This window comes from Halorubrum sp. FL23 (assembly GCF_052439115.2).
Taxonomy (GTDB): domain Archaea; phylum Halobacteriota; class Halobacteria; order Halobacteriales; family Haloferacaceae; genus Halorubrum; species Halorubrum persicum.
This window is the reverse complement of the sequence record NZ_JBQVRO020000001.1, coordinates 94349-113025: the sequence shown is the minus strand read 5'-3', so window position 1 is coordinate 113025 and position 18677 is coordinate 94349. Positions and strand designations below refer to the sequence as shown.

The window sequence follows — 18677 nt, the reverse complement described above, 5'->3', positions numbered from 1 at the left end:
TGAATCGCGGTCTGTGGCGCGCATCTAGAGGGGGGTCCGGCGATCGACGACTTGTCAACCATTTATATAGTCCGGGGCGAGATCGAAGCGGGGGCCGCGGACCGATGATGGACCCCTCAGTGGCCCCCGGAGACGAGGTGGAGCCCGACGATGCCGACGACGATCACGGAGATACAGAGGAGGCGTGCGCCGGTCGCCGGCTCGTCGAACAGGACGACGCCGAGCGACGCGGTACCGACGGCACCGATCCCCGTCCACACGGCGTAGGCGGTCCCGATCGGGAGGTCCTGTACCGCCCTCCCGAGCAACACCATGCTGACGACGAGCGCAGCGATCGTGCCCGCCGTCGGCAGCGGCTCGGTGAAGCCGTCGGAGTACTCCAGTCCGATGGCCCACGCGATCTCGAACAGGCCGGCGACGAACAGGATGAGCCACGACATCACGCCGAGTTCGTCCACTGCGTCGAGAAGGCTTTCGATGCGGGCTGCGGACACGACGGCACACTCATGGGTCTCGCGGTCGTAGCCGGCGACAGTGAGTCTGGGTTTCGCTTCGGTGTTGTTCGGCGACCCGTTCGCCGTGATGAACACGATCGGGTTGGTCGCGTTCGCGCTCGTCGGGTCGTCGAAGGCGATCCGCGAGGAGTTCGACCTGCTCGGGATCGTCATCGTCGGGCTGGCGATGGCGTTCGTCGGCGGCGCGACCCGCGACCTCCTCGTGGCCCGCGTTCCGCTCGCGCTTCAGTCCCCCATCGAGATCGGGTTGGGGCTACTCGGCGTCGCCCTGGCGGTCGGGCTGAACGCCGTGCTCTCCGCACCGGAGACGCATCCGGTTACCGTCGTCTCGGACGCCATCGGACTGGCCGCGTTCGCGACGGCCGGCGCGATCGTCGCGACCGGGGTCGGCGTGTCGGCGTTCGGCGTCGTGGCGATCGCGACGATCAACGCGGTCGGCGGCGGGGCGTTCGCCGACATCCTCCTCGATCGAGCCCCGTTCATCCTCTTCGAGGACTTCTACGCGAGCTGTGCGGTCCTCGGCGGGAGCGCGTACTGGGTCGCGGGAGCGGCGGGCGCGACCGCCGGGACCGCCGCCGCGGCGTGTGCGGCCGTGACGGTCGGGACCCGACTGGCCGCGGTCACGTACGGCTGGACCCTCCCGACGGCACAGAGCTTGGACCTGCGGCGGGAGTGACGCGATCGGACCGAGAGGGCGGCCTTTAGGTCGTCGCGGGCGAACCGAGTGGTGTGACACGCTCCGACGCCTCCGGCGGACTCCGGTCGCTCGGCCGCCTCCGACACGCGTCCGTTCGGCGGCGCGTCCGCGAGGCGATCGCCGAGGAGCTGCTCGGCACGACGCGGAGCCTCGCGGTCGTGCTCGCGTTCACCGCCTTCATGCTCGCGGTCGGGATCGCGTACTACGCGCCGACCGCCGGTAGCGTCCCGGTCCCGCTGTGGCCGCTGTACGCGGACTCGGCGGTCGCGGTCGCGCTCGGCGGGGCCGCGCTTCTAACTCTCGCTCCGACGGTTCGCCGCGGGGAGGGCGTGACCGACGCTCCGACCTCGCGCGGGCTCGCGCACCTCCAGACCCTCGGGTTCGTGTGGTTGGTCCAGTTCGGGCTCTGGCCGCTCGTCTCCCTGAATCTCGCGTTCGGCGAGTACGTCGCGGCTCCCGACGCGTGGATCTACTACTGGGGCGTGCTCGGTACCCACCTCTGTTTCGTGGGGCTCGCCCTGCTGTTCCCGGCGTTCGGCCGGACCACCCGCGGCGCGCTGGCTCTCGCGCTCGCGCTCGTCGTCGCCAACGTCGGACTCGACTACGGCGCCGGCTACCACCCCCCGCTCCTCTACGATCCGGGTCCCCTGCTCGCGGGGGCGACGCTCGCGATCGGCGTCGGGTCGGTGTGGCTCGCGAGCCGATCGTTCCGGCGGCTCGACGACGACCCGTGAGAACAGTTTACCGACGGACACGGCGGGATCCACGCGAGCGAACGTAGTGAGCGTGGAGTCAGTCGCGATCGTGACTGAGCGTCAGCGAAGGAGCGGGCGCGACGGGATTCGAACCTCAGTCACTTCGCTCGCTCCGCTCCCTGTTTCGAATCCCGCTTGTGCCGCTACTGCTCACTTCGTTCGCAGATAGCGGGCGCGACGGGATTCGAACCCGCGATCGAGAGGTTAGGAACCTCTCGCCCTGTCCGCTAGGCCACGCGCCCGAGACGGGTGGAGAAAATGTCGCTGCGGGGATCGGTCGGCGCCGTGGAGCCGATTACGCGCTGGTCTCTTTCTCGGTTTCGGTCTCGAACTCGTCGTCCTCGTCCTCGACCGTGGAGTCGGTCTCGATCGGCGTCTCGTCCTCCTCGTCGCCCTGCATCTCCTGTAGTTCTTCCTCGACCTGTTCTCGCCCCTTCTTGAACTCGCCCATCGCTTGGCCGGTCGAGCGAGCGAGCTTCGGGATCTTGTTCGCCCCGAACAGCAGGACCAACACGAGCAGGATGATGAGAAGCTCCGGGCCCGCCGGGATGCCGCCGATCAGTGGAATCGCACTTACCATCTCTACACGACCGTAGCCCTCTTGCGACTATAGTCTTTTTGCCTCGATACCCGCCCCGCGAATCCCACCGAAACGCCACCGAGACTGCAGATCGTGGCGGTTTCGGGTTCGCTGATATCCGTCTCGTAATCCCCCCGAATCGGCTGCCGACGGCGAAACGATGATGCCCCGGGGGCGCAACCGATCGGTATGCCAGATGTCGGCGACGACGCCCCGACGTTCACCGCCTCGATCGTGACCGACGAGATCGAACCGTTCGATCTGTCTGACCGCCTCGGCGACGAGCCGGTCGTGCTCGCCTTCTTCCCGGCCGCCTTCTCGAACACCTGCACCGACGAGATGGAGGCGCTCCGCGACGGCTTCGACCGCGACGACTGCACGCTGCTCGGCGTGAGCACCGATCTCCCGCACGCGCTCACCGCGTACCGCTCGCAGTACGACCTCCCGTTCGCGCTCGTCGCCGACCCGGCGCACCGCGCGATCGAGGCGTACGACGTCGTCGAGTCGTTCGACCACTACGGCGTCGATACGGTCGCGCGTCGCGCGGTCTTCGTGATCGACGGCGACGGCGTCGTGACCTACCGGTGGCTCGCGGACTCCCCCGGACAGGAGCCCGACTACGACGCGGTCGAAGCCGCGGTCGACGACGCGAACGCGTAGCGGACGCCCGTCCTCGCCGCCGACCGCGCGGCCGGTCGCTCAGGCGGGATCGCGCAGTTCCTCCAGCGCCTCCGGGTTCTCCATCGACGAGAGGTCGCCCGGATCCTCACCCCTGTACACCGACTCGATCGCGCGCCGGATGATCTTTCCGGACTGCGTCTTCGGGAAGGCGTCGACGAAGAGGAGCTCGCGCGGTCGGAACGGCTTCCCGTGCTCCTCGCCGACCAGCGCCCGGAGTTCCTCGCGGAGGTCGTCGCTCGGCTCGGCGTCGGGTTCGAGCACGACGTACGCGACCACCGCGGTCCCGGTGGTGTCGTCGGGGACGCCGACCGCGGCGGCCTGGTTGACGGCGTCGTGGTCGATGAGCACCCCCTCGATCTCGGCGGGTCCGACCTTCCGGCCGGCGACGTTCAGGGCGTCGTCGGCGCGCCCGTGGAGGAACCAGAACCCGTCGTCGTCCTTCTGCGCGAAGTCGCCGTGGTCCCAGAGGCCCTCCCACGTCGACCAGTACTCCGCGATGTATCGCTCGTCGCCCGACCACAGCGACTTGGTCATCGAGGGACAGGAGTCGCGAGCGACGAGGAACCCCCGCTCGCCAGACTCCCTGACGGACTCCCCGGCCTCGTCGACGATGTCGATGTCCATCCCGAGTCCCGGACCGCCGAGCGTGCACGGTTTGAGGGGTTGGTTCGGCATCGGCATCAGGAAGCAGCCGCAGATCTCCGTGCCGCCGGAGATGTTGATTATCGGGCAGTCGCCCCCGCCGACCGCGTCGTAGAACCACCGCCACGACTCGGGGTCCCACGGCTCGCCGGTGGAGCCGAGGACGCGGAGCGAGGAGAGGTCGTGGTCCTCCACCCACTCATCGCCGTGTTTGCGGAGCGCGCGGATCGCGGTCGGCGAGATGCCGAACTGGGTGATTCCGTGTCGGTCGATTATCTCCCAGAACCGGTCCGGCTCCGGGTGGTCCGGCGCGCCCTCGTACATCACCACCGTCCCGCCGAAGGCGTGGTTGCCGATCAGCGTCCACGGCCCCATCATCCACCCGATGTCGGAGACCCAGAAGAACCGGTCCGCGGGCTTCTGATCGAACCCGAAGTGGATCTCCTTCGCGCACTGCGTGAGAACGCCCGCGTGGGTGTGAACGATCCCCTTCGGCTCGCCGGTGGTCCCGGAGGAGTACAACAGCATGGACTCCCGATCGCTGGGGAGTCGCTTCGTCTCGTAGCCGACCGGCTGGGACCCGACCGCCTCCTCCCACGTCACGTCTCGCTCGGCGTCCCACGGGATCGGGTCGTCAGCACCGCCGGGCGGCGTCGCCCCGAGCCGGTCGTAGACGACGACCTCCTCGACGCGGCCGGCCTCCTCGATCGCCGCGTCCGCGGTCGCCTTCAGCCGCACCTCGCTCCCGCGCCGGTAGAACCCGTCTCCGGTGAACAGGACCGACGGCTCGGCGTCCGCGATCCGGGTCGCTGTCGCCTCCGTGCCGAACCCGGAGAAGATCGGCACCGCGATCGCGCCGACCTTCAGGCAGCCGTAGAGGATGGAGACGACCTCGGGCACCATCGGCATGTACAGCCCGACCGTGTCTCCCGTCTCGATCCCGGCCGACTCCAGGTAGTTGGCGACGCGGTCGCTCTCGCGTTTGAGCTCGTGGAACGTGACCTCCCGCACGTCGCCGGGCTCCCCCTCCCAGATCAGCGCGACCCGGTTGCGGTTCGGCGAGTCGACGGCGGCGTGGCGGTCGACGACGTTGTGCGCGACGTTGATCTCGCCGCCGGGGAACCAGTCGGTGAACTGCGGGCCGTCGGCGTCGTCGCGCACCCTGTCGTAGTCGGCGTAGAAGTCGATGTCGAGGTAGTCGACGACCTCGTCCCAGAACCAGTCGACGCCGGACTCGGGCTCGCCCGGGACCTCCGAGGTGGTGCGCTCGATCAGCGCCTCGTAGTCGTCGATCCCGTACTCGCGCATGAACGCGGCGACGTTCGTCGACTCGGCGAACGCCTCGGTCGGCTCGTGTACGACCTCGTCTATCCCCTCGTACTCGTCCATCTCGTTCGGCCGTTTTCGCGGTGACCGTAAGTAATTTTCCTGCACGTTCGGCTACCGCGGATCGGCGCACGCACCGGAGACCGAGACGCTCCCGCCGTCGACGGCGTCTCTCTCCCCGTGAGCACAACAGCGCGCTGAGAACTGAGAAGGCTGCTGCGCGCCGCTCCGACGAGGCTACTCGTCGGTCTCGTCGGCCGGTTCGCCGTCGTTGGCGTCGCCGGCCTCGCCGTCGTCTGCCGCGTCGTCGTCAGCCTCGCTGTCATCCGTCTCGTCGTCGTCCGTCTCGGCGTACGCCGACTCGGGAACGATGTCGACGGAGGCGACCGTGTCGTCCGGATCCAGGTTCATGACGATGACGCCCTTCGTGTTGCGGCTCACGGTCGAGATCTCCTCGACGCGGGTCCGCATGATCTGGCCGTCGTCGCTCATCGCGATCAGGTGGTCGCCGTAGGTGACCGCTTCGATGGCGACCGACTCGCCGTTGCGGTCGCCGGTCTTGATGTCGATCAGGCCCTTCCCGTTGCGTGACTGCAGGCGGTACTCGTCCAGATCGGAGCGCTTCCCGTAGCCGTTCTCGGTGACGGTGAGCACCCAGTTGTGGTAGTCGTCGTCGATGGCGGCGACCCCGGCGACCGCGTCGCCCTCGCGCAGGTCGATGCCGATCACGCCGCGGGCCGTGCGGCCCATCGCCCGCGCCTCCGCCTCGTCGAACCGGATCGCCATCCCGTTCCGGCTTCCGATGACGATGTCGGTGTCGCCGTCGGTCACCTCCACGTCGACGAGCTCGTCGCCGTCCTCCAGCCGGATCGCCCGGATCCCGGTCGACCGGATGTTGCCGAACTCGTCGACGGCGGTCCGCTTGATGTACCCGTCGCGGGTGACCATCGTGAGGAACTCGTCGTCGTCGAGGTCGTCGGTGTTGACGACCGCTTCGATCTCCTCGCCGTCGTCGAGGTCGAGGAGGTTGACCGCGGACTTCCCGCGAGCGGTCCGGGACATCTCCGGGATCTCGTACGTCTTCAGCTCGTAGATCTGGCCGCGGTTGGTGAACACGAGCAGGTAGTCGTGGGAGTTGGCGGCGAACACGGAGGAGACGCGGTCGCCCTCCTTGAGGTCGGTGCCGATGATCCCCTTCCCGCCGCGGTTCTGCGCGCGGAACGTGTCGAGCGACATCCGCTTGATGTAGTCGTCCTCGCTCATCATGACGACGCACTCCTCCTCGGGGATGAGGTCCTCGTGGGTCACGTCGCCCACGTCCTCGATGAAACTCGTGCGCCGCTCGTCGTCGTACTCGTCTTTGATCTCCCGGAGCTCGCTGATGATCACCTGATCGAGCTCGTCGGGGTCGGCGAGGATCGTCTTCAGCCGCTCGATCCGCGCGGTCACGTCCTCGTACTCGGACTCGATCTCTTGGGTCTCCATCGAGGTGAGCGAGCCGAGCTGCATCCGGACGATGTGGGCCGCCTGCGCCTCGCTGAACTCGTAGTCGGCCTCCAGCGCCGCCTTCGCGGCGTCGCGGTCGTCGGAGTCCTGGATGGTCTCGACCACGTCGTCGACCTGTTCGAGCGCCTTCAGCCGCCCTTCGAGGATGTGCGCGCGGTCCTCGCGCTCCTCGAGTTCGTGCTCGGAGCGCCGCCGGACCACGTCGCGGCGGTGCTCGACGTAGTGTTCGAGCGTCTCCTTCAGGTTCAGCACCTGCGGCGAGCCGTCCACCAACGCGAGGTTGATGACGCCGAAGGTGCGTTCGAGGTGGCTCTCCAACAGCTGGTTTTTGACGACCTCCGCCATCGCGTCGCGCTTGAGCTCGACGACGACGCGGATCCCGTCGCGGTCGGACTCGTCGCGGAGGTCGCGGATCCCCTCGATCGCCCCCTCGTTGACGTCCTCGGCGATGCGCTCGACGAGGCGTGACTTGTTCTGCTGGAAGGGGAGCTCCGAGATGACGATCCGTCCCTCCTCCTCGTCGACCTCGAACTCGGCGCGGACGCGGAGCCGTCCGCGCCCCGTCTTGTACGCCTTGTGGACCGCGTTCCGACCGACGATGTTCGCGCCGGTCGGGAAGTCGGGCCCCTTGACGTGCTCCATCAGGTCCTCGACGGTACAGTCGGGGTCCTCGATCAGCTCGACGGTGGCGTCGATCACCTCGCCGAGGTTGTGCGGCGGGATGTTCGTCGACATCCCGACCGCGATCCCGGAGGAGCCGTTGACGAGCAGGTGCGGGAGCGCCGCGGGCAACACTTCGGGCTCCTCGAGCCGGTCGTCGTAGTTCGACGTAAAATCGACCGTGTCGCGCTCGATGTCGGACAGCAGCTCCTCGGCGATGGGGGCCATGCGGGCCTCCGTGTACCGCATCGCCGCCGGCGGGTCGCCGTCGACGGAGCCGAAGTTCCCCTGCCCGTCGACGAGCGGGTACCGCATCGAGAAGTCCTGGGCCATCCGGGCGAGCGTGTCGTAGATGGCGCTGTCGCCGTGCGGGTGGTAGTCGCCCATCGTCTCGCCGACGACGGACGAGGACTTGCGGTGCGAGGAGTTGCTGGTGACGCCCGCCTCGTGCATCGCGTAGAGGATGCGCCGGTGGACGGGTTTGAGCCCGTCGCGGACGTCGGGGAGCGCGCGACCCGCGATCACCGACATCGCGTAGTCGATGTACGACTGCTCCATCTCGTCTTCGATGCGGGCGTTCGTCACCTGCGCGGCGCGAACGTCGCTGGCGTCGACGTCGGGGACGTCCGAGCTCATATGTCCACCCACTCCGCCTCGGTCGCGTGCTCTTTGATGAACTGCTTGCGCGGCTCGACAGCGTCACCCATCAGCACGTTGAACATCCGGTCGGCGGCGGCGGCGTCGTCGATGTTGATCCGCTTGAGCCGTCTGTTCTCGGGGTCCATCGTCGTGTCCCACAGCTGGTCGGGGTTCATCTCGCCGAGCCCCTTGAACCGCTGGACCTGGTCCGGGCTGCCGTCGCACTTCTCCTCGACGATCCGGTCGCGCTCCGCCTCCGTCATCGCGTCGTACGTCTCGCCGCGGTACCGGACGCGGTACAGGGGCGGCTGGGCCGCGTACACGTAGCCCGCTTCGAGAAGCGGCTTCATGTGGCGGTACAACAGCGTGAGCAGGAGCGTCCGGATGTGGGCGCCGTCGACGTCGGCGTCCGTCATGATGATGATCTTGTTGTACCGAACGTCGTCGATGTCGAACTCCTCGCCGATCCCCGCGCCGATCGCGGTGATCAGCGCGCGGATCTCGTCGTTTTCGAGGATGCGGTCGAGCCGGTGTTTCTCGACGTTGAGGATCTTCCCCTTGAGCGGGAGGATCGCCTGATTCTCGCGGTTGCGGCCCTGCTTGGCCGAGCCGCCCGCGGAGTCGCCCTCGACGACGAACAGCTCGGCCTCGGTGGGGTCGCGGGTCTGACAGTCGGCGAGCTTGCCGGGCAGCGCCGTCGACTCCAGCGCGGACTTCCGTCGGGTGAGCTCCTCTGCCTTCTTCGCGGCCTTGCGCGCCCTGGCGGCCTCCGCGGCCTTGTGAACGACTTTCCGGGCGGTGTCGGGGTTCTCCTCGAAGAAGGTCCCGAGCTTCTCGTGGGTCGCGGACTCGACGATGCCGCGCACCTCGCTGTTGCCGAGCTTCGTCTTCGTCTGCCCCTCGAACTGCGGGTCGGGGTGTTTCACCGAGATGACCGCCGTGAGCCCCTCGCGCACGTCCTCGCCTTTGAGGTTCGCGTCGAGGTCGTCGACGAGCCCGTGTTCGTTGGCGTAGTCGTTGACGGTGCGGGTCAGGGCGGTCTTGAAGCCGGTGAGGTGGGTCCCGCCCTCGCGGGTGTTGATGTTGTTCGCGAACGCGTGGACGGAGCCCTGCAGCTCCTCGGTCGCCTGCATCGCGACCTCGACGTGGATGTCGTCCTGCTCGTCCTGGAAGTAGATGACCTCGTCGTGGATCGGCGTCCGCGTCTCGTTGAGGTAGCCGACGAACTCCCGAATGCCGCCCTCGTAGCGGAACGTCTCTTCCTCGCCCGCGTCGTCGACGGCCTCCTCGTCTCGCTCGTCGACGAGCGAGACGGCGACGCCGGAGTTGAGGAACGCCAGCTCGCGCAGGCGGTTGGCGAGCGTCGAGAACTCGAACTCGTCCGTCTCGAAGATCTCCGTGTCGGGCCAGAACCGGATGTACGTCCCGGTGTCCTCGCCCTCGTCCATGTCGCGGACGCGCTCGAACCCGCCTTCGACGGGCTCGCCGCGGGCGAACTCGTGGCGGTAGACGCCGCCGTCGCGTTTCACTTCGACCTCCAGCCGCTCGGAGAGGGCGTTGACGACGCTGACCCCGACGCCGTGGAGCCCGCCGGAGACCTGATAGGACTTGGAGTCGAACTTCCCGCCGGCGTGGAGGACGGTCATGATCACTTCGAGCGCCGGGCGGTCGTACTTCTCGTGGGTGTCGACCGGGATCCCGCGGCCGTCGTCGCTGACGCTGACGGAGCCGTCGTCGTGGATCGTGACGGTGATCTCGTCGCAGTACCCCGCGAGCGCCTCGTCGATGGAGTTGTCGACGACCTCGTAGACGAGATGGTGGAGCCCTCGGCCGTCCGTGGACCCGATATACATTGCCGGACGTTTACGGACGGCCTGCAGGCCCTCGAGGACCTGGATCTGGCCGGCTCCGTAGTCGCTCTGCTCTGGCATAGAACTTGACGGGGCTAGTCGGTGCCGGGTTATAAAGCCGGCGCACGCGCGCGGGCGTGAGAGCGCAACAATGTACCAGTACGTGACGGTCCCGGCAACCTACCGGTCGTCGAGCCTCCTCCGGGTCCGCTCGATGACCGCGGTGCGGACCCGGGCCGGGTCGGCGCTCCCGCCGCCGCCCGCGAACCGAACGGGCGTCTCCCTCGCGATCGCCTCGACGATCCGGTCGGCGACCGCGTCGACGGTCGGCTCTTCCCCCCGCCGATCGAGGGCTTCGACGACGCGCTCGAACCGGTCGTCGGTGACGTACGTCGCGGCGATCGCTTCCGGATCGTCGACCGCCGGGGCTTCCGCGCCCGTGTCCGTCGGTCCGTCCGCCGCGCGGATCACCCCTCGCCCTCCGCGCTTGTTTCGCACGACGACGCCGGCGGCCGGCCCGTCACGCCACGCTGACTGGGGAACCGCGTACGCCTCCGGATCGAAGTCCCGACCGTTCACCTCGCGCTCGATCGCGTTCACCGGATCGAGCCCGACTCCCTCGAAGATGGCCGCGGCGGCGTCGGGCGGCCGGAACGCCCCCGCCCGCGCCTCCGACTCGGACCCCTCATGCGTCCCGATCCACACGTCCGTTCCGAGAAACGGCGGGAGCCGATCCCAGTCGTAGTCGGTCCCGCGGTGGTGGGTGGCGACGCCGAAGAACGTCACGCCCTCGGGGGTGTCGACCGCGTCTCGGAGGGCGTCGCGGTCGAACCGCTCGCGGACGTCCCTGACAGCGGGGCGAAGCGCGACCGGGGCCGCCCCCGGGTCCCCGTACGTCGTCTCCGGGTCGCCGAAGCGGAGGAGTCCCGACGCCTCCATCCGGAACCGGAGTCCCGTCCCGTCGATCAGTTCGAGGAGCCAGAGGTGGCCGCTGAGGAGGGCATCGGGGGCCCGCGAGTCGCGAACGTCGGGGAGGGGTGGAAACGAGCGCATGGGTGGCGACGATGCGTCGTCGAAGCGTGCGTTCCGGAGGGGGTTGGCTCTTGGGGGTCGTCCGCGAAGCCGCGGCCGGGAGACGCCCCCCGGGGACCGCGGGCGGGAGGCGGCTCCGAGTGTGCCTCCCGTTCCCACAGTTACAAGCCGCCGCCCGGCGTACCGGCAGTCGATGCTCCCGATCGCGGACTCCTTCGAGCACGACTACCAGGGCTGTGAGATCCGGTACGGCCGCGGGCGCGTCGCCGACCTCGGCGACGCCCTCGCCGAGCGAGACATCGGCGACGCGCTCGTCGTCTGCGGTTCGAACGTCGGCGCCAACGACGACCTGATGGACCCGATACGCGAGGGGCTCGGCGACCGGTTCGCGGGGGTCTTCGACGGGACGACCCCGGACAAGCGCGTCGAGGAGGCGTTCGATCTGCTCGCGGCGCGCGCCGAGGCCGGCGCGGACTGCCTCGTCGCGGTCGGCGGCGGGAGCAGCCTCGACGTGGCCCGGCAGGCGACCCTGCTCGATGTCGACGGCCGAGACCTCGCCGACCTCCGCGCGGACGCGGAGGCCGGAGGTGACGCGCTCGGCGACCTCGCGCCCGGAGTCGACCCCGAGATCCCCTTCGTCGCGATCCCGACGACGTTCGCGGGCGCGGATCTCTCCACGGGCGGATCGCTGGAGGTGCTCGCCGCGGACGCCTCGCCGACCGGCCAGCCGCTGACCGTCAGCGGCGGGGGTGCGATGCCCGCCATCGACCTCGCGGACCCGGCGCTGTTCGAGACGACCCCGCGGTCGGCGCTGGCGGGGTCGGCGATGAACGGGTTCAACAAGGGGATCGAGACGCCGTACGCGGCCGACGCCTCGCCCGTGAGCGACGCGACCGCGCTCCACGGGACGCGGCTGCTCCGAGACGCGCTCCCGCACGTCGCCGGCGATCGACCCGCCGACCTGGCGGCGACGGACCGCGCCGTGATCGGCGCGCTGCTCGTCCAGCTCGGACGGAAGATTTCGGTGATCCACGCGTTCGGACACGGGTTCGCGCGGCGGTACGACGTACAGCAGGGCGCCGTCCACGCCGTGGTCGCGCCGCACGTTCTCGCCTACCTCTTCGACGAGATCGACGCGAGCCGCCGGGCGCTCGCGAACGGGCTCGGCGTCGCGACCGCGGGCCGCGACGACGCCGCGATCGCCGAGGACGTGGTCAGCGAGGTCGCCGCCGTCCGCGACTCGCTCCGGGTCCCCTCGCGGCTCCGGGATCTGGACCCGGTCGAGGAGGACGACTTCCCCGCGATCGCCGAGTACATCGCCGACGACTGGTCGATGGACCGCGCCCCCGAGGCGCTCGACGCGACGCCCGAGGCGATCGCGGGCGTGTTGCGCGAGGCGTGGTGAGAAACCTCCCCTCAGGCCGCCCCGAGTAGCGCCGCGACCCCGACGACGACGCCGACCGCTGTGAGGCGCTCAAATTTCATGAATACGACAGTATTCGGCGCCAGACGTATTACTATGAGTACACGGTCCGGTTCGTCGCGGACTGACGCGTCCGATCGTCGGTGTCTCGACTTCGCAGGGTCCCGACTTCGCGGACCCTCAGTCGTCGGCGGGCGCGTCCGGGCGATACGCCTCGCTTATCGCCTTCCACTTCCCGGACCGGAACCGCCAGTAGTTGATCGCGGCGGGGATCGTCGTCTCGGCGACGAACGCGAGGTACACGCCCCATAACCCGATCGCGGGGAGCGCGACCTCCGGGACCGTCACGGCGAGCCCCGGCACGTCGATCGCGGGCGTCGCCTCGCGGGCCCCGACGTACGCCAGCGGGATCGACACGCAGAACATCCCGAGGAACTGGCTCGCGAAGGGGATCTTCGTGTCGCCGGCCGCGTCGAGCGGCCCCGCCGCGCCGCCGGAGATCCCTTGGAAGACGACGGCGACGCAGGCCGCGTACACGAGGTTCACGGCGATCGGGATCTCGGGGCTCTCCGGCGACTCAGCGAACAGCGTTACGATGTCGGTCGCGAAGACGGCCGTCAGCGCCGCAAAGACGAGGTACGTCGCCACGGAGAAGCGGATGATGTCGGTGGCGTACGCCTCCGCCTCCGCGGGGTCCTCGCCGCCGAGCTCCTGGCCGACCAGACTGGAGGAGGCGAGCCCGAACCCCCAGCCGGGGGCGTTCATGATCCCCCAGATCCGGCGGGCGATGACGAACGCGGCGACGGTGTTCTCGCCGAACACGTCGAGGATGGCCAGCATCGGGAACTCCGCGACGGTCCACACGAGGTTGCGCGCCCCGACCGGGAGCCCGATCTCGACGAGGTCGCGGAGCATGTCCGGGTTCACGTACGAGCCGAACGGGCTGATCGAGATCGGGAACTCGCCGATTCCGGGGACCCGACCTCGCACGAGCCCGACCGTGAACGCGGCGACGGCGAACACGTTCGAGAGGACCGTGCCGAACGCGGCCCCCTCGACGCCCCACCCGAGCCCGAAGATGAACGCGGCGCTCAAGACGATGTTCGCGAGCGCCCCGCCCGCCCGGACCTGCATCGCGGTGTACGCGTCGTCGCAGCCGACAAGCACCCGGCTGCCGACGAGGTTGAGCGCGGCGAAGGGGACGCCGAGTCCGACGATGCGGAGGTAGTCGGCGCCGAACGCGATCGCGGCCTCGTTGCTGCTGAGCACGTCGATGAAACGCGTCGGGAACGTCCAGAAGACGGCCGACACGGGGATCGTGATCGCGATCGAGAGGAGGACGCTCGCCCGTATGGCGTCGCCCAGTTCGCCGTACGCCTCCGCGCCGAAGCGCTGGGAGACGAGGGCGATCGTCCCCCCGGCGACCCCGCCGCCGAGCGCGAACGCGAGCCCCCAGTAGGGGCCGGCGAAGCCGACGCCGGCGACCGCGCTGGTGCCGACGGCGACGCCGACCATCGCCACGTCGACCGCGTTCTTCGACATGCGAGCGATCCCCGTGACGATCCGCGGCCACGCGAGGTCCGTGGTCCGGACGACGCGGTGCCGGTCGATCACCCCCGCCTTGGCGAGGGCGAAGCCGATGTAGAGGATCAGCGCACGGAAGGGGTTCGGGAAGCGGGCCACTGCGAGTAGGCCACTTTCCCCGTGGGTAGTAAAGGGATTTCGTCACGCGGCGGGCGTTTCCGGATCGGGGGACCGAAACGCGTGTCGAGGGCCCCGATCTCACGCCCCCGAGACGAGGTACACCGACGCCGCGGCGAAGGCGATGCCCAGCGCCTTCCGCGCGGTGAACGACTCGCCCAAAACGAGGAAGCCGATCACGGAGGAGAAGACGAGGAACATCGCGAAGATGGGTGTCACGACGCTCACCGGGCCGAGCGCGAGCGAGCGGTACAGCGCCAGGATGCCGATCCCGAGGAAGACGCCGGCCGCGAGCACGTGGATCAGTTTCGGCGAGGCGAGGTGTTCGGTGAACCCCTGTCCGGTGTACGCGAGCACCCCGACGGCCATGAGGATGAGGAGGGCGTTCGAGACGACGACGGCCACGTCGCTCGGGATCGCGTCGGGACCGGTCGTCGCGATGCGCATCAGCGGCGAGACCAACGCGTACGCGCCCATCGCGAGCAGGGCGTACGGGAGATACGTGTCCATGGTTCGGGGTGGCCGGCGCGGCACAAGTGCCTACCGACCCGCCTCTCCGTCGTCCCTGATCGGCACCGACACGGTGACCACGGTGCCGCGCGGCTCCCGCTCCGCGAACGACACGCTTCCGCCGACCTGATCGACCCCCCACTTCACGATCCACAGCCCCAGTCCGCTGCCGTGTTCCAGCGGCGTCTCCGTGCCGCGCCGCAACACGTCGCGCTCGGCGTCGGCGATCCCGGGACCGTCGTCCGCCACGGAGAGATCGATCCACCCGCCGTCGACGGTGGCGCCGAGCCACACGGAGGGAGACGCACCGTCGTTGTGGCGGGCCGCGTTCGAACACAGGCTCTCCGTGACCACCCGCAACACCGCCGGCACGCGGACCGCCGGGATATCGTCCTCGACGATGACGGTCACGTCGGGAAACTCGGCCCGGAGCGTCGCGGCCGCCTCGTCGACGAGCGCCTCGAGCGCGACCGGCGGCGGCGCCTCCGTCGTCGGGTTGAACAGCTCGCTCGCGGTGCGGGTGCGCTCGCTGAGATCGAGGATGCGCGAGGCGCTCTCCTTGACCACCGCGAGGGCCCGTTCGTCGGTCGGGTCCGCGCGCAGCTGGTCGGCGTACCCGTGGATCAGGTTCGTCTCCGTCCGCACGTCGTGTCTGAACACCCGGTTGAGCACGTCCAGTCGCTGCTGCTGGCCGAGGTACTCGCCCACGTCGTGGAACACCACCACCTCGCCGGTCGGCCGATTGTGGCCGTCGGCGATGCGTCGAACGGTGACCTCGTACGGGTGTTGACCGTGCGGCCCCGTGATCGAGAGGGGCGACTGGTCCGCCGCTTCGCCCGCGATGTCCCCGTGTCGCGGGACGACCGCGTCGGCGGGCTCTCCGATCGCGTCCCGACGGTCGACCCCGAACGTGTCCGCGGCGCTCTGGTTCAAGTCGATCACGTACCCTTCGGTTCCGATCACGAACGCCGGGTCGTGGAGGTGCTCGAACACCAGCTGTCGCGCGCGCCGACGCGGCGCCGGCGCGAGCGTGAGCAGCCGAAACCGGGTGAGCGCGAAGAGGTACGCCACGCCCGACACCGCGAAGGCGAGCGGGGTCGGGTCGAGTCCGGCGACCGGGAACGCCCCGGTGAGGTGGAAGACGCTGCTGGCCCACGGCGCCGCCGTCCCCACGAGCAGCGCGGCGCTTTGCCCCCGGAAGGGGCGAGCGTCGTCGCGGACGAGCTGGAGGATCGGGAGCGATCCGAACAGCCCGAGCAGGTACGTGTACGCGGCGATGACGTAGTACCACGGGCCCGTGTCGACGCGGAGGAACGAGCCGACCGGCGTCGACGCGACCGCTCGGTCGACGACGACGAGCCCCCACGGGTCGCCGGCGGCCACGACGGCGACCGTCGCGGCGGGCGCGACGAGAAGCGCCGCCACGACCCCCGGCCGCACGTACCGCTCTCGCCCCGTATACTCCAGCGCGAACAGCAGCCACCCCACCGGGATGATCACGACCCCGAGCCACTGCACGTCGTACCAGAGCGACTTCGCCGCGAGCGTCGACGCCTCCAGTTCGAAGACGAGGAACGTCGTCCACCAAACCTGCCCGACGAGCAACACCGCCAGCCACGTCGCGCCCGCCTCCGGCCGCTCACGCCACGCGAGGATCGCCGCGGACGTCCCGGTGACCACGGCGGTGAGGAGGGCGACCGACAGCGGACTGAGCCCTATCACGGTTATTTGCACTCAGCCATAATATAAATCATTTGCTCCGGAACCCAGTCATTTCCCCATCCGTGTGCGGAGATGATCGGTTCGGAAGACGGGCGATGAGGGACGAAAACGCGGCGCCGAACGGGGGCCCCGGACCCGTGTTCCTCCGGGTCACCCCCGATGTGTCACTCCGGCGGCCTCGGCCGTTACGCCGCGGCGACCACGAGCGCGCCCCCGACGACGAGGTAGCTGCAGTCGGGGGCGACGCCCAGCACCGCGGCGTCGTCGACGCGTCCGGCGAGCGCGGTGACGCCGAGCGACACCGCGACTCCGACGCCGAGCGCCGCGGCGACTCCCGCCGCGAGCACGCCGGCGGCCGTCGCCGTCGCCAGCGTCGCCGCCGTGAGGAGGTCGATCCCGTACAACACGCGGCGAGTCCAGGGGACACCGAGGGCGATGGGGAGCGTCGAGACCCCCGCCGCGGCGTCGGCCTCCACGTCCCGGACGTTCGGAAGCTCGGCGTCGACGAACGACCGCAGGAAGAAGTACGCGAACGCGACCGCGACGACCGGTTCCAGCGGCGCGGCGCCGAGCGGGCCGGAGCCGGGAACCGCGGACCCGGCGAACGCCAGCGGCAACAGCGTGACCGCGATCGCCCACCCCGCGGCGACGACGGCGGAGCCGACCACGGGCACCTCCTTCAGCCGCGGGAGCCGCACCCCGGTCGTGATGCCTCCCTCCGACGCGATCGAGCGGACCGTCCGCCCGACGTTCGGGAGCCAGTCGGAGGCGTACGCGATCCAGAACGCCCCCGGAAGCAACGCGACGCCGAGCGCGAGCGGCCCGCCGAGTGTCGCGAGCGCCACCGCGAGTCCGTAGGTGACCGCGGCGACGATCATCAGTTGATCGCCGTACCGCCGTGCGATCCGCGCGCGCTCGGGCGTCGACCGGGCGTCCGCCGCCGCGTCGGTGACGTGGTCGACGGTGTACACCGCGAACGTGACGAGTCCGACGACGATCGGCGCGGGCGAGTGCGGCACGCCGAGCAGGACGGTCGCGATGACCGTCTCGACCGCGGCGATGGCCGCAACGAACGGAGAGCCGGACGCGAGCGCGACGAGCGACTGAAGGAGGTCGAATCCGGCGCCGGTCGCCCCGGCCTCGACCGACTCAGTCTCGGTCGGGGCGGGGGATTCGGTCGCTCCGATCGCGGTCGATTCGGCGGTTCGGGTTGCGACCGCGTCAGGGGCCGGCGTCGGATCCGCGGTGGCGATCGAGCCGGCTGGCCGTGCCGGATCTGTCTCGCTCGGCGCGTCGTCCGGTACAGATCCTACCGCCGCCCCGTCGGTCGGGGCGGAGCCTGCCGCCGCTCCCCCGTCGATCGCTGTCCCGCCCGTCGATTCCGCGTCGAGAGGTGGTTCAGCGCGATACGACTCGTCTGTGCCGTCGATCGTGGTCGACGGCGGATCTCGTGTGTTTCGCATCGATCGACGGGCGGCGCCGTTCGTGACGCCCCCCGCCGCGTACGTATCAAATATCAATAACTATAAATTAATCTCAAAATAACTGCAGAAAACGTGAAGACCGTTTGTCGCGACGGCCACCCCGAAGCGTCGGGTCCCGGCCAACCGCGCCCCCCCTTCAGTACGCTTTTGGGGCGAGCAACCGTTGGAACGGGTATGGACGGAACCTTCGATCACGTGATGATCCGCGTCGAGGAGTTAGAGGAGAGCCTCGACTGGTATCAGACGCACCTGAACTACGAGGAGAAGGGTCGCTGGGAGGCGGACACGTTCACCAACGTCTACCTCGGCCCCGAGGAGATGCACGAGGACGGCGCGACCCTCGAACTCACCTACAACCACGGCGACCACACCTACGAGAACGGTGACGCGTGGGGCCACATCGCCGTGCGCGTCCCGGAGGACGCCCTTCAGGAGTCGTACGACCAACTGATGGAGGAGGGCGTCGAGGACTACCGCGACCCCGAGTCCTGCGGGAACCGATACGCGTTCGTCAAGGATCCGGACGGCCACGAGATCGAGATCGTCAAGCGCGACTACGGCGCGAAGTGGAGCATCGATCACACGATGATCCGCGTCGAGGACGCGGACGAGGCGCTCGGCTACTGGACCCGCAAGTTCGAGTACACCGAGAAACCCGGACGCTGGGAGGCCGACAGCTTCTCGAACTACTTCATGGCCCCCGAAGACGCCGCGGAGGAGGCGATGAAGCTGGAGCTCACCTACAACTACGACGGCCGCGAGTACACGATGGGCGACGGCTGGGGCCACCTCTGCGTCCGCGTCGACGACCTCGACGAGGCGTGGGACCAGCTGATGACCCGCGAGGCGCCGGACTACCGCGACCCCGAGTCCTGCGACCACAGCTACGCGTTCACGAAGGACCAGGACGGCCACGAGATCGAACTGCTCGTCCCCTAGTCGGTCGCGCCGATT

At 69.3% G+C, this 18677-nt stretch carries 15 protein-coding genes and 1 tRNA gene; 5 read left to right on the top strand and 11 right to left on the bottom strand.

The annotated features are described in order from the left end of the window. Positions 1 to 116 precede the first annotated feature (116 nt). Complete coding sequence (locus ACT4MF_RS00500) at positions 117 to 440, bottom strand: DMT family transporter (protein ID WP_099256406.1); 324 nt, start codon at positions 438 to 440, stop codon at positions 117 to 119. 142 nt (positions 441 to 582) lie between these two features. Here ACT4MF_RS00500 and ACT4MF_RS00495 point away from each other — a divergent pair, with 142 nt between their 5' ends. Both ACT4MF_RS00495 and ACT4MF_RS00490 read left to right on the top strand, forming a co-directional pair. Then, positions 583 to 1191 carry a trimeric intracellular cation channel family protein gene (locus ACT4MF_RS00495; protein ID WP_099256381.1) on the top strand — a complete coding sequence of 203 codons (609 nt, stop codon included), beginning with the start codon at positions 583 to 585 and terminating at the stop codon, positions 1189 to 1191. Positions 1192 to 1244: 53 nt separating this feature from the next. Continuing rightward, the gene (locus tag ACT4MF_RS00490; RefSeq protein WP_099256380.1) at positions 1245 to 1946 is read left to right on the top strand and encodes a DUF1405 domain-containing protein; all 702 of its coding nucleotides are present in this window, start codon (positions 1245 to 1247) and stop codon (positions 1944 to 1946) included. Between the two features lie 190 nt (positions 1947 to 2136). On the opposite strand, the gene ACT4MF_RS00485 is transcribed toward ACT4MF_RS00490, so the two are convergent. Next, positions 2137 to 2209, bottom strand: a tRNA-Arg gene (locus ACT4MF_RS00485). A 53-nt stretch (positions 2210 to 2262) separates the two neighbouring features. Beyond that, positions 2263 to 2547: a Sec-independent protein translocase subunit TatA/TatB gene (locus ACT4MF_RS00480; RefSeq protein WP_099256379.1), complete on the bottom strand. Its 285-nt coding sequence runs from the start codon at positions 2545 to 2547 to the stop codon at positions 2263 to 2265. A gap of 189 nt (positions 2548 to 2736) precedes the next feature. On the opposite strand from ACT4MF_RS00480, the gene ACT4MF_RS00475 reads away from it, so the two are divergent. Next, complete coding sequence (locus tag ACT4MF_RS00475) at positions 2737 to 3207, top strand: redoxin domain-containing protein (protein WP_099256378.1); 471 nt, start codon at positions 2737 to 2739, stop codon at positions 3205 to 3207. 39 nt (positions 3208 to 3246) lie between these two features. Here the strand turns inward: ACT4MF_RS00475 and ACT4MF_RS00470 are convergent, their stop codons facing one another. From ACT4MF_RS00470 to ACT4MF_RS00455, 4 genes are all read right to left on the bottom strand, one after another. Next, complete coding sequence (locus ACT4MF_RS00470; RefSeq protein ID WP_099256377.1) at positions 3247 to 5259, bottom strand: AMP-binding protein; 2013 nt, start codon at positions 5257 to 5259, stop codon at positions 3247 to 3249. A 174-nt stretch (positions 5260 to 5433) separates the two neighbouring features. Further along, positions 5434 to 7998 carry a DNA gyrase subunit A gene (gene gyrA, locus ACT4MF_RS00465; RefSeq protein WP_099256376.1) on the bottom strand — a complete coding sequence of 855 codons (2565 nt, stop codon included), beginning with the start codon at positions 7996 to 7998 and terminating at the stop codon, positions 5434 to 5436. Further along, positions 7995 to 9932, bottom strand: coding sequence for a DNA topoisomerase (ATP-hydrolyzing) subunit B (gyrB, locus tag ACT4MF_RS00460; RefSeq protein ID WP_444681438.1), 1938 nt, complete (start codon positions 9930 to 9932; stop codon positions 7995 to 7997). The genes gyrA and gyrB overlap by 4 nt, the downstream gene beginning before the upstream one ends. A gap of 99 nt (positions 9933 to 10031) precedes the next feature. After that, positions 10032 to 10904 carry a hypothetical protein gene (locus ACT4MF_RS00455; protein WP_099256374.1) on the bottom strand — a complete coding sequence of 291 codons (873 nt, stop codon included), beginning with the start codon at positions 10902 to 10904 and terminating at the stop codon, positions 10032 to 10034. 172 nt (positions 10905 to 11076) lie between these two features. Here ACT4MF_RS00455 and ACT4MF_RS00450 point away from each other — a divergent pair, with 172 nt between their 5' ends. Further along, positions 11077 to 12288: an iron-containing alcohol dehydrogenase family protein gene (locus ACT4MF_RS00450; RefSeq protein WP_444681575.1), complete on the top strand. Its 1212-nt coding sequence runs from the start codon at positions 11077 to 11079 to the stop codon at positions 12286 to 12288. Positions 12289 to 12486: 198 nt separating this feature from the next. Here ACT4MF_RS00450 and ACT4MF_RS00445 read toward each other — a convergent pair whose 3' ends face one another. From ACT4MF_RS00445 to ACT4MF_RS00430, 4 genes are all read right to left on the bottom strand, one after another. Further along, on the bottom strand, positions 12487 to 13989 hold the full coding sequence (locus ACT4MF_RS00445; protein ID WP_444681437.1) for an MATE family efflux transporter: 1503 nt from the start codon (positions 13987 to 13989) through the stop codon (positions 12487 to 12489). Between the two features lie 99 nt (positions 13990 to 14088). After that, complete coding sequence (locus ACT4MF_RS00440) at positions 14089 to 14517, bottom strand: EamA family transporter (protein WP_099256371.1); 429 nt, start codon at positions 14515 to 14517, stop codon at positions 14089 to 14091. A 30-nt stretch (positions 14518 to 14547) separates the two neighbouring features. Then, positions 14548 to 16239: a sensor histidine kinase gene (locus tag ACT4MF_RS00435; protein WP_444681436.1), complete on the bottom strand. Its 1692-nt coding sequence runs from the start codon at positions 16237 to 16239 to the stop codon at positions 14548 to 14550. Positions 16240 to 16424: 185 nt separating this feature from the next. Continuing rightward, on the bottom strand, positions 16425 to 17702 hold the full coding sequence (locus ACT4MF_RS00430; RefSeq protein WP_099256369.1) for a UbiA family prenyltransferase: 1278 nt from the start codon (positions 17700 to 17702) through the stop codon (positions 16425 to 16427). Between the two features lie 195 nt (positions 17703 to 17897). Between ACT4MF_RS00430 and ACT4MF_RS00425 the strand changes: the two genes are divergently transcribed. Next, entirely contained in the window at positions 17898 to 18662 is a 765-nt protein-coding gene (locus ACT4MF_RS00425) for a VOC family protein (protein WP_099256368.1), read from the top strand. Positions 18663 to 18677: the final 15 nt, after the last annotated feature.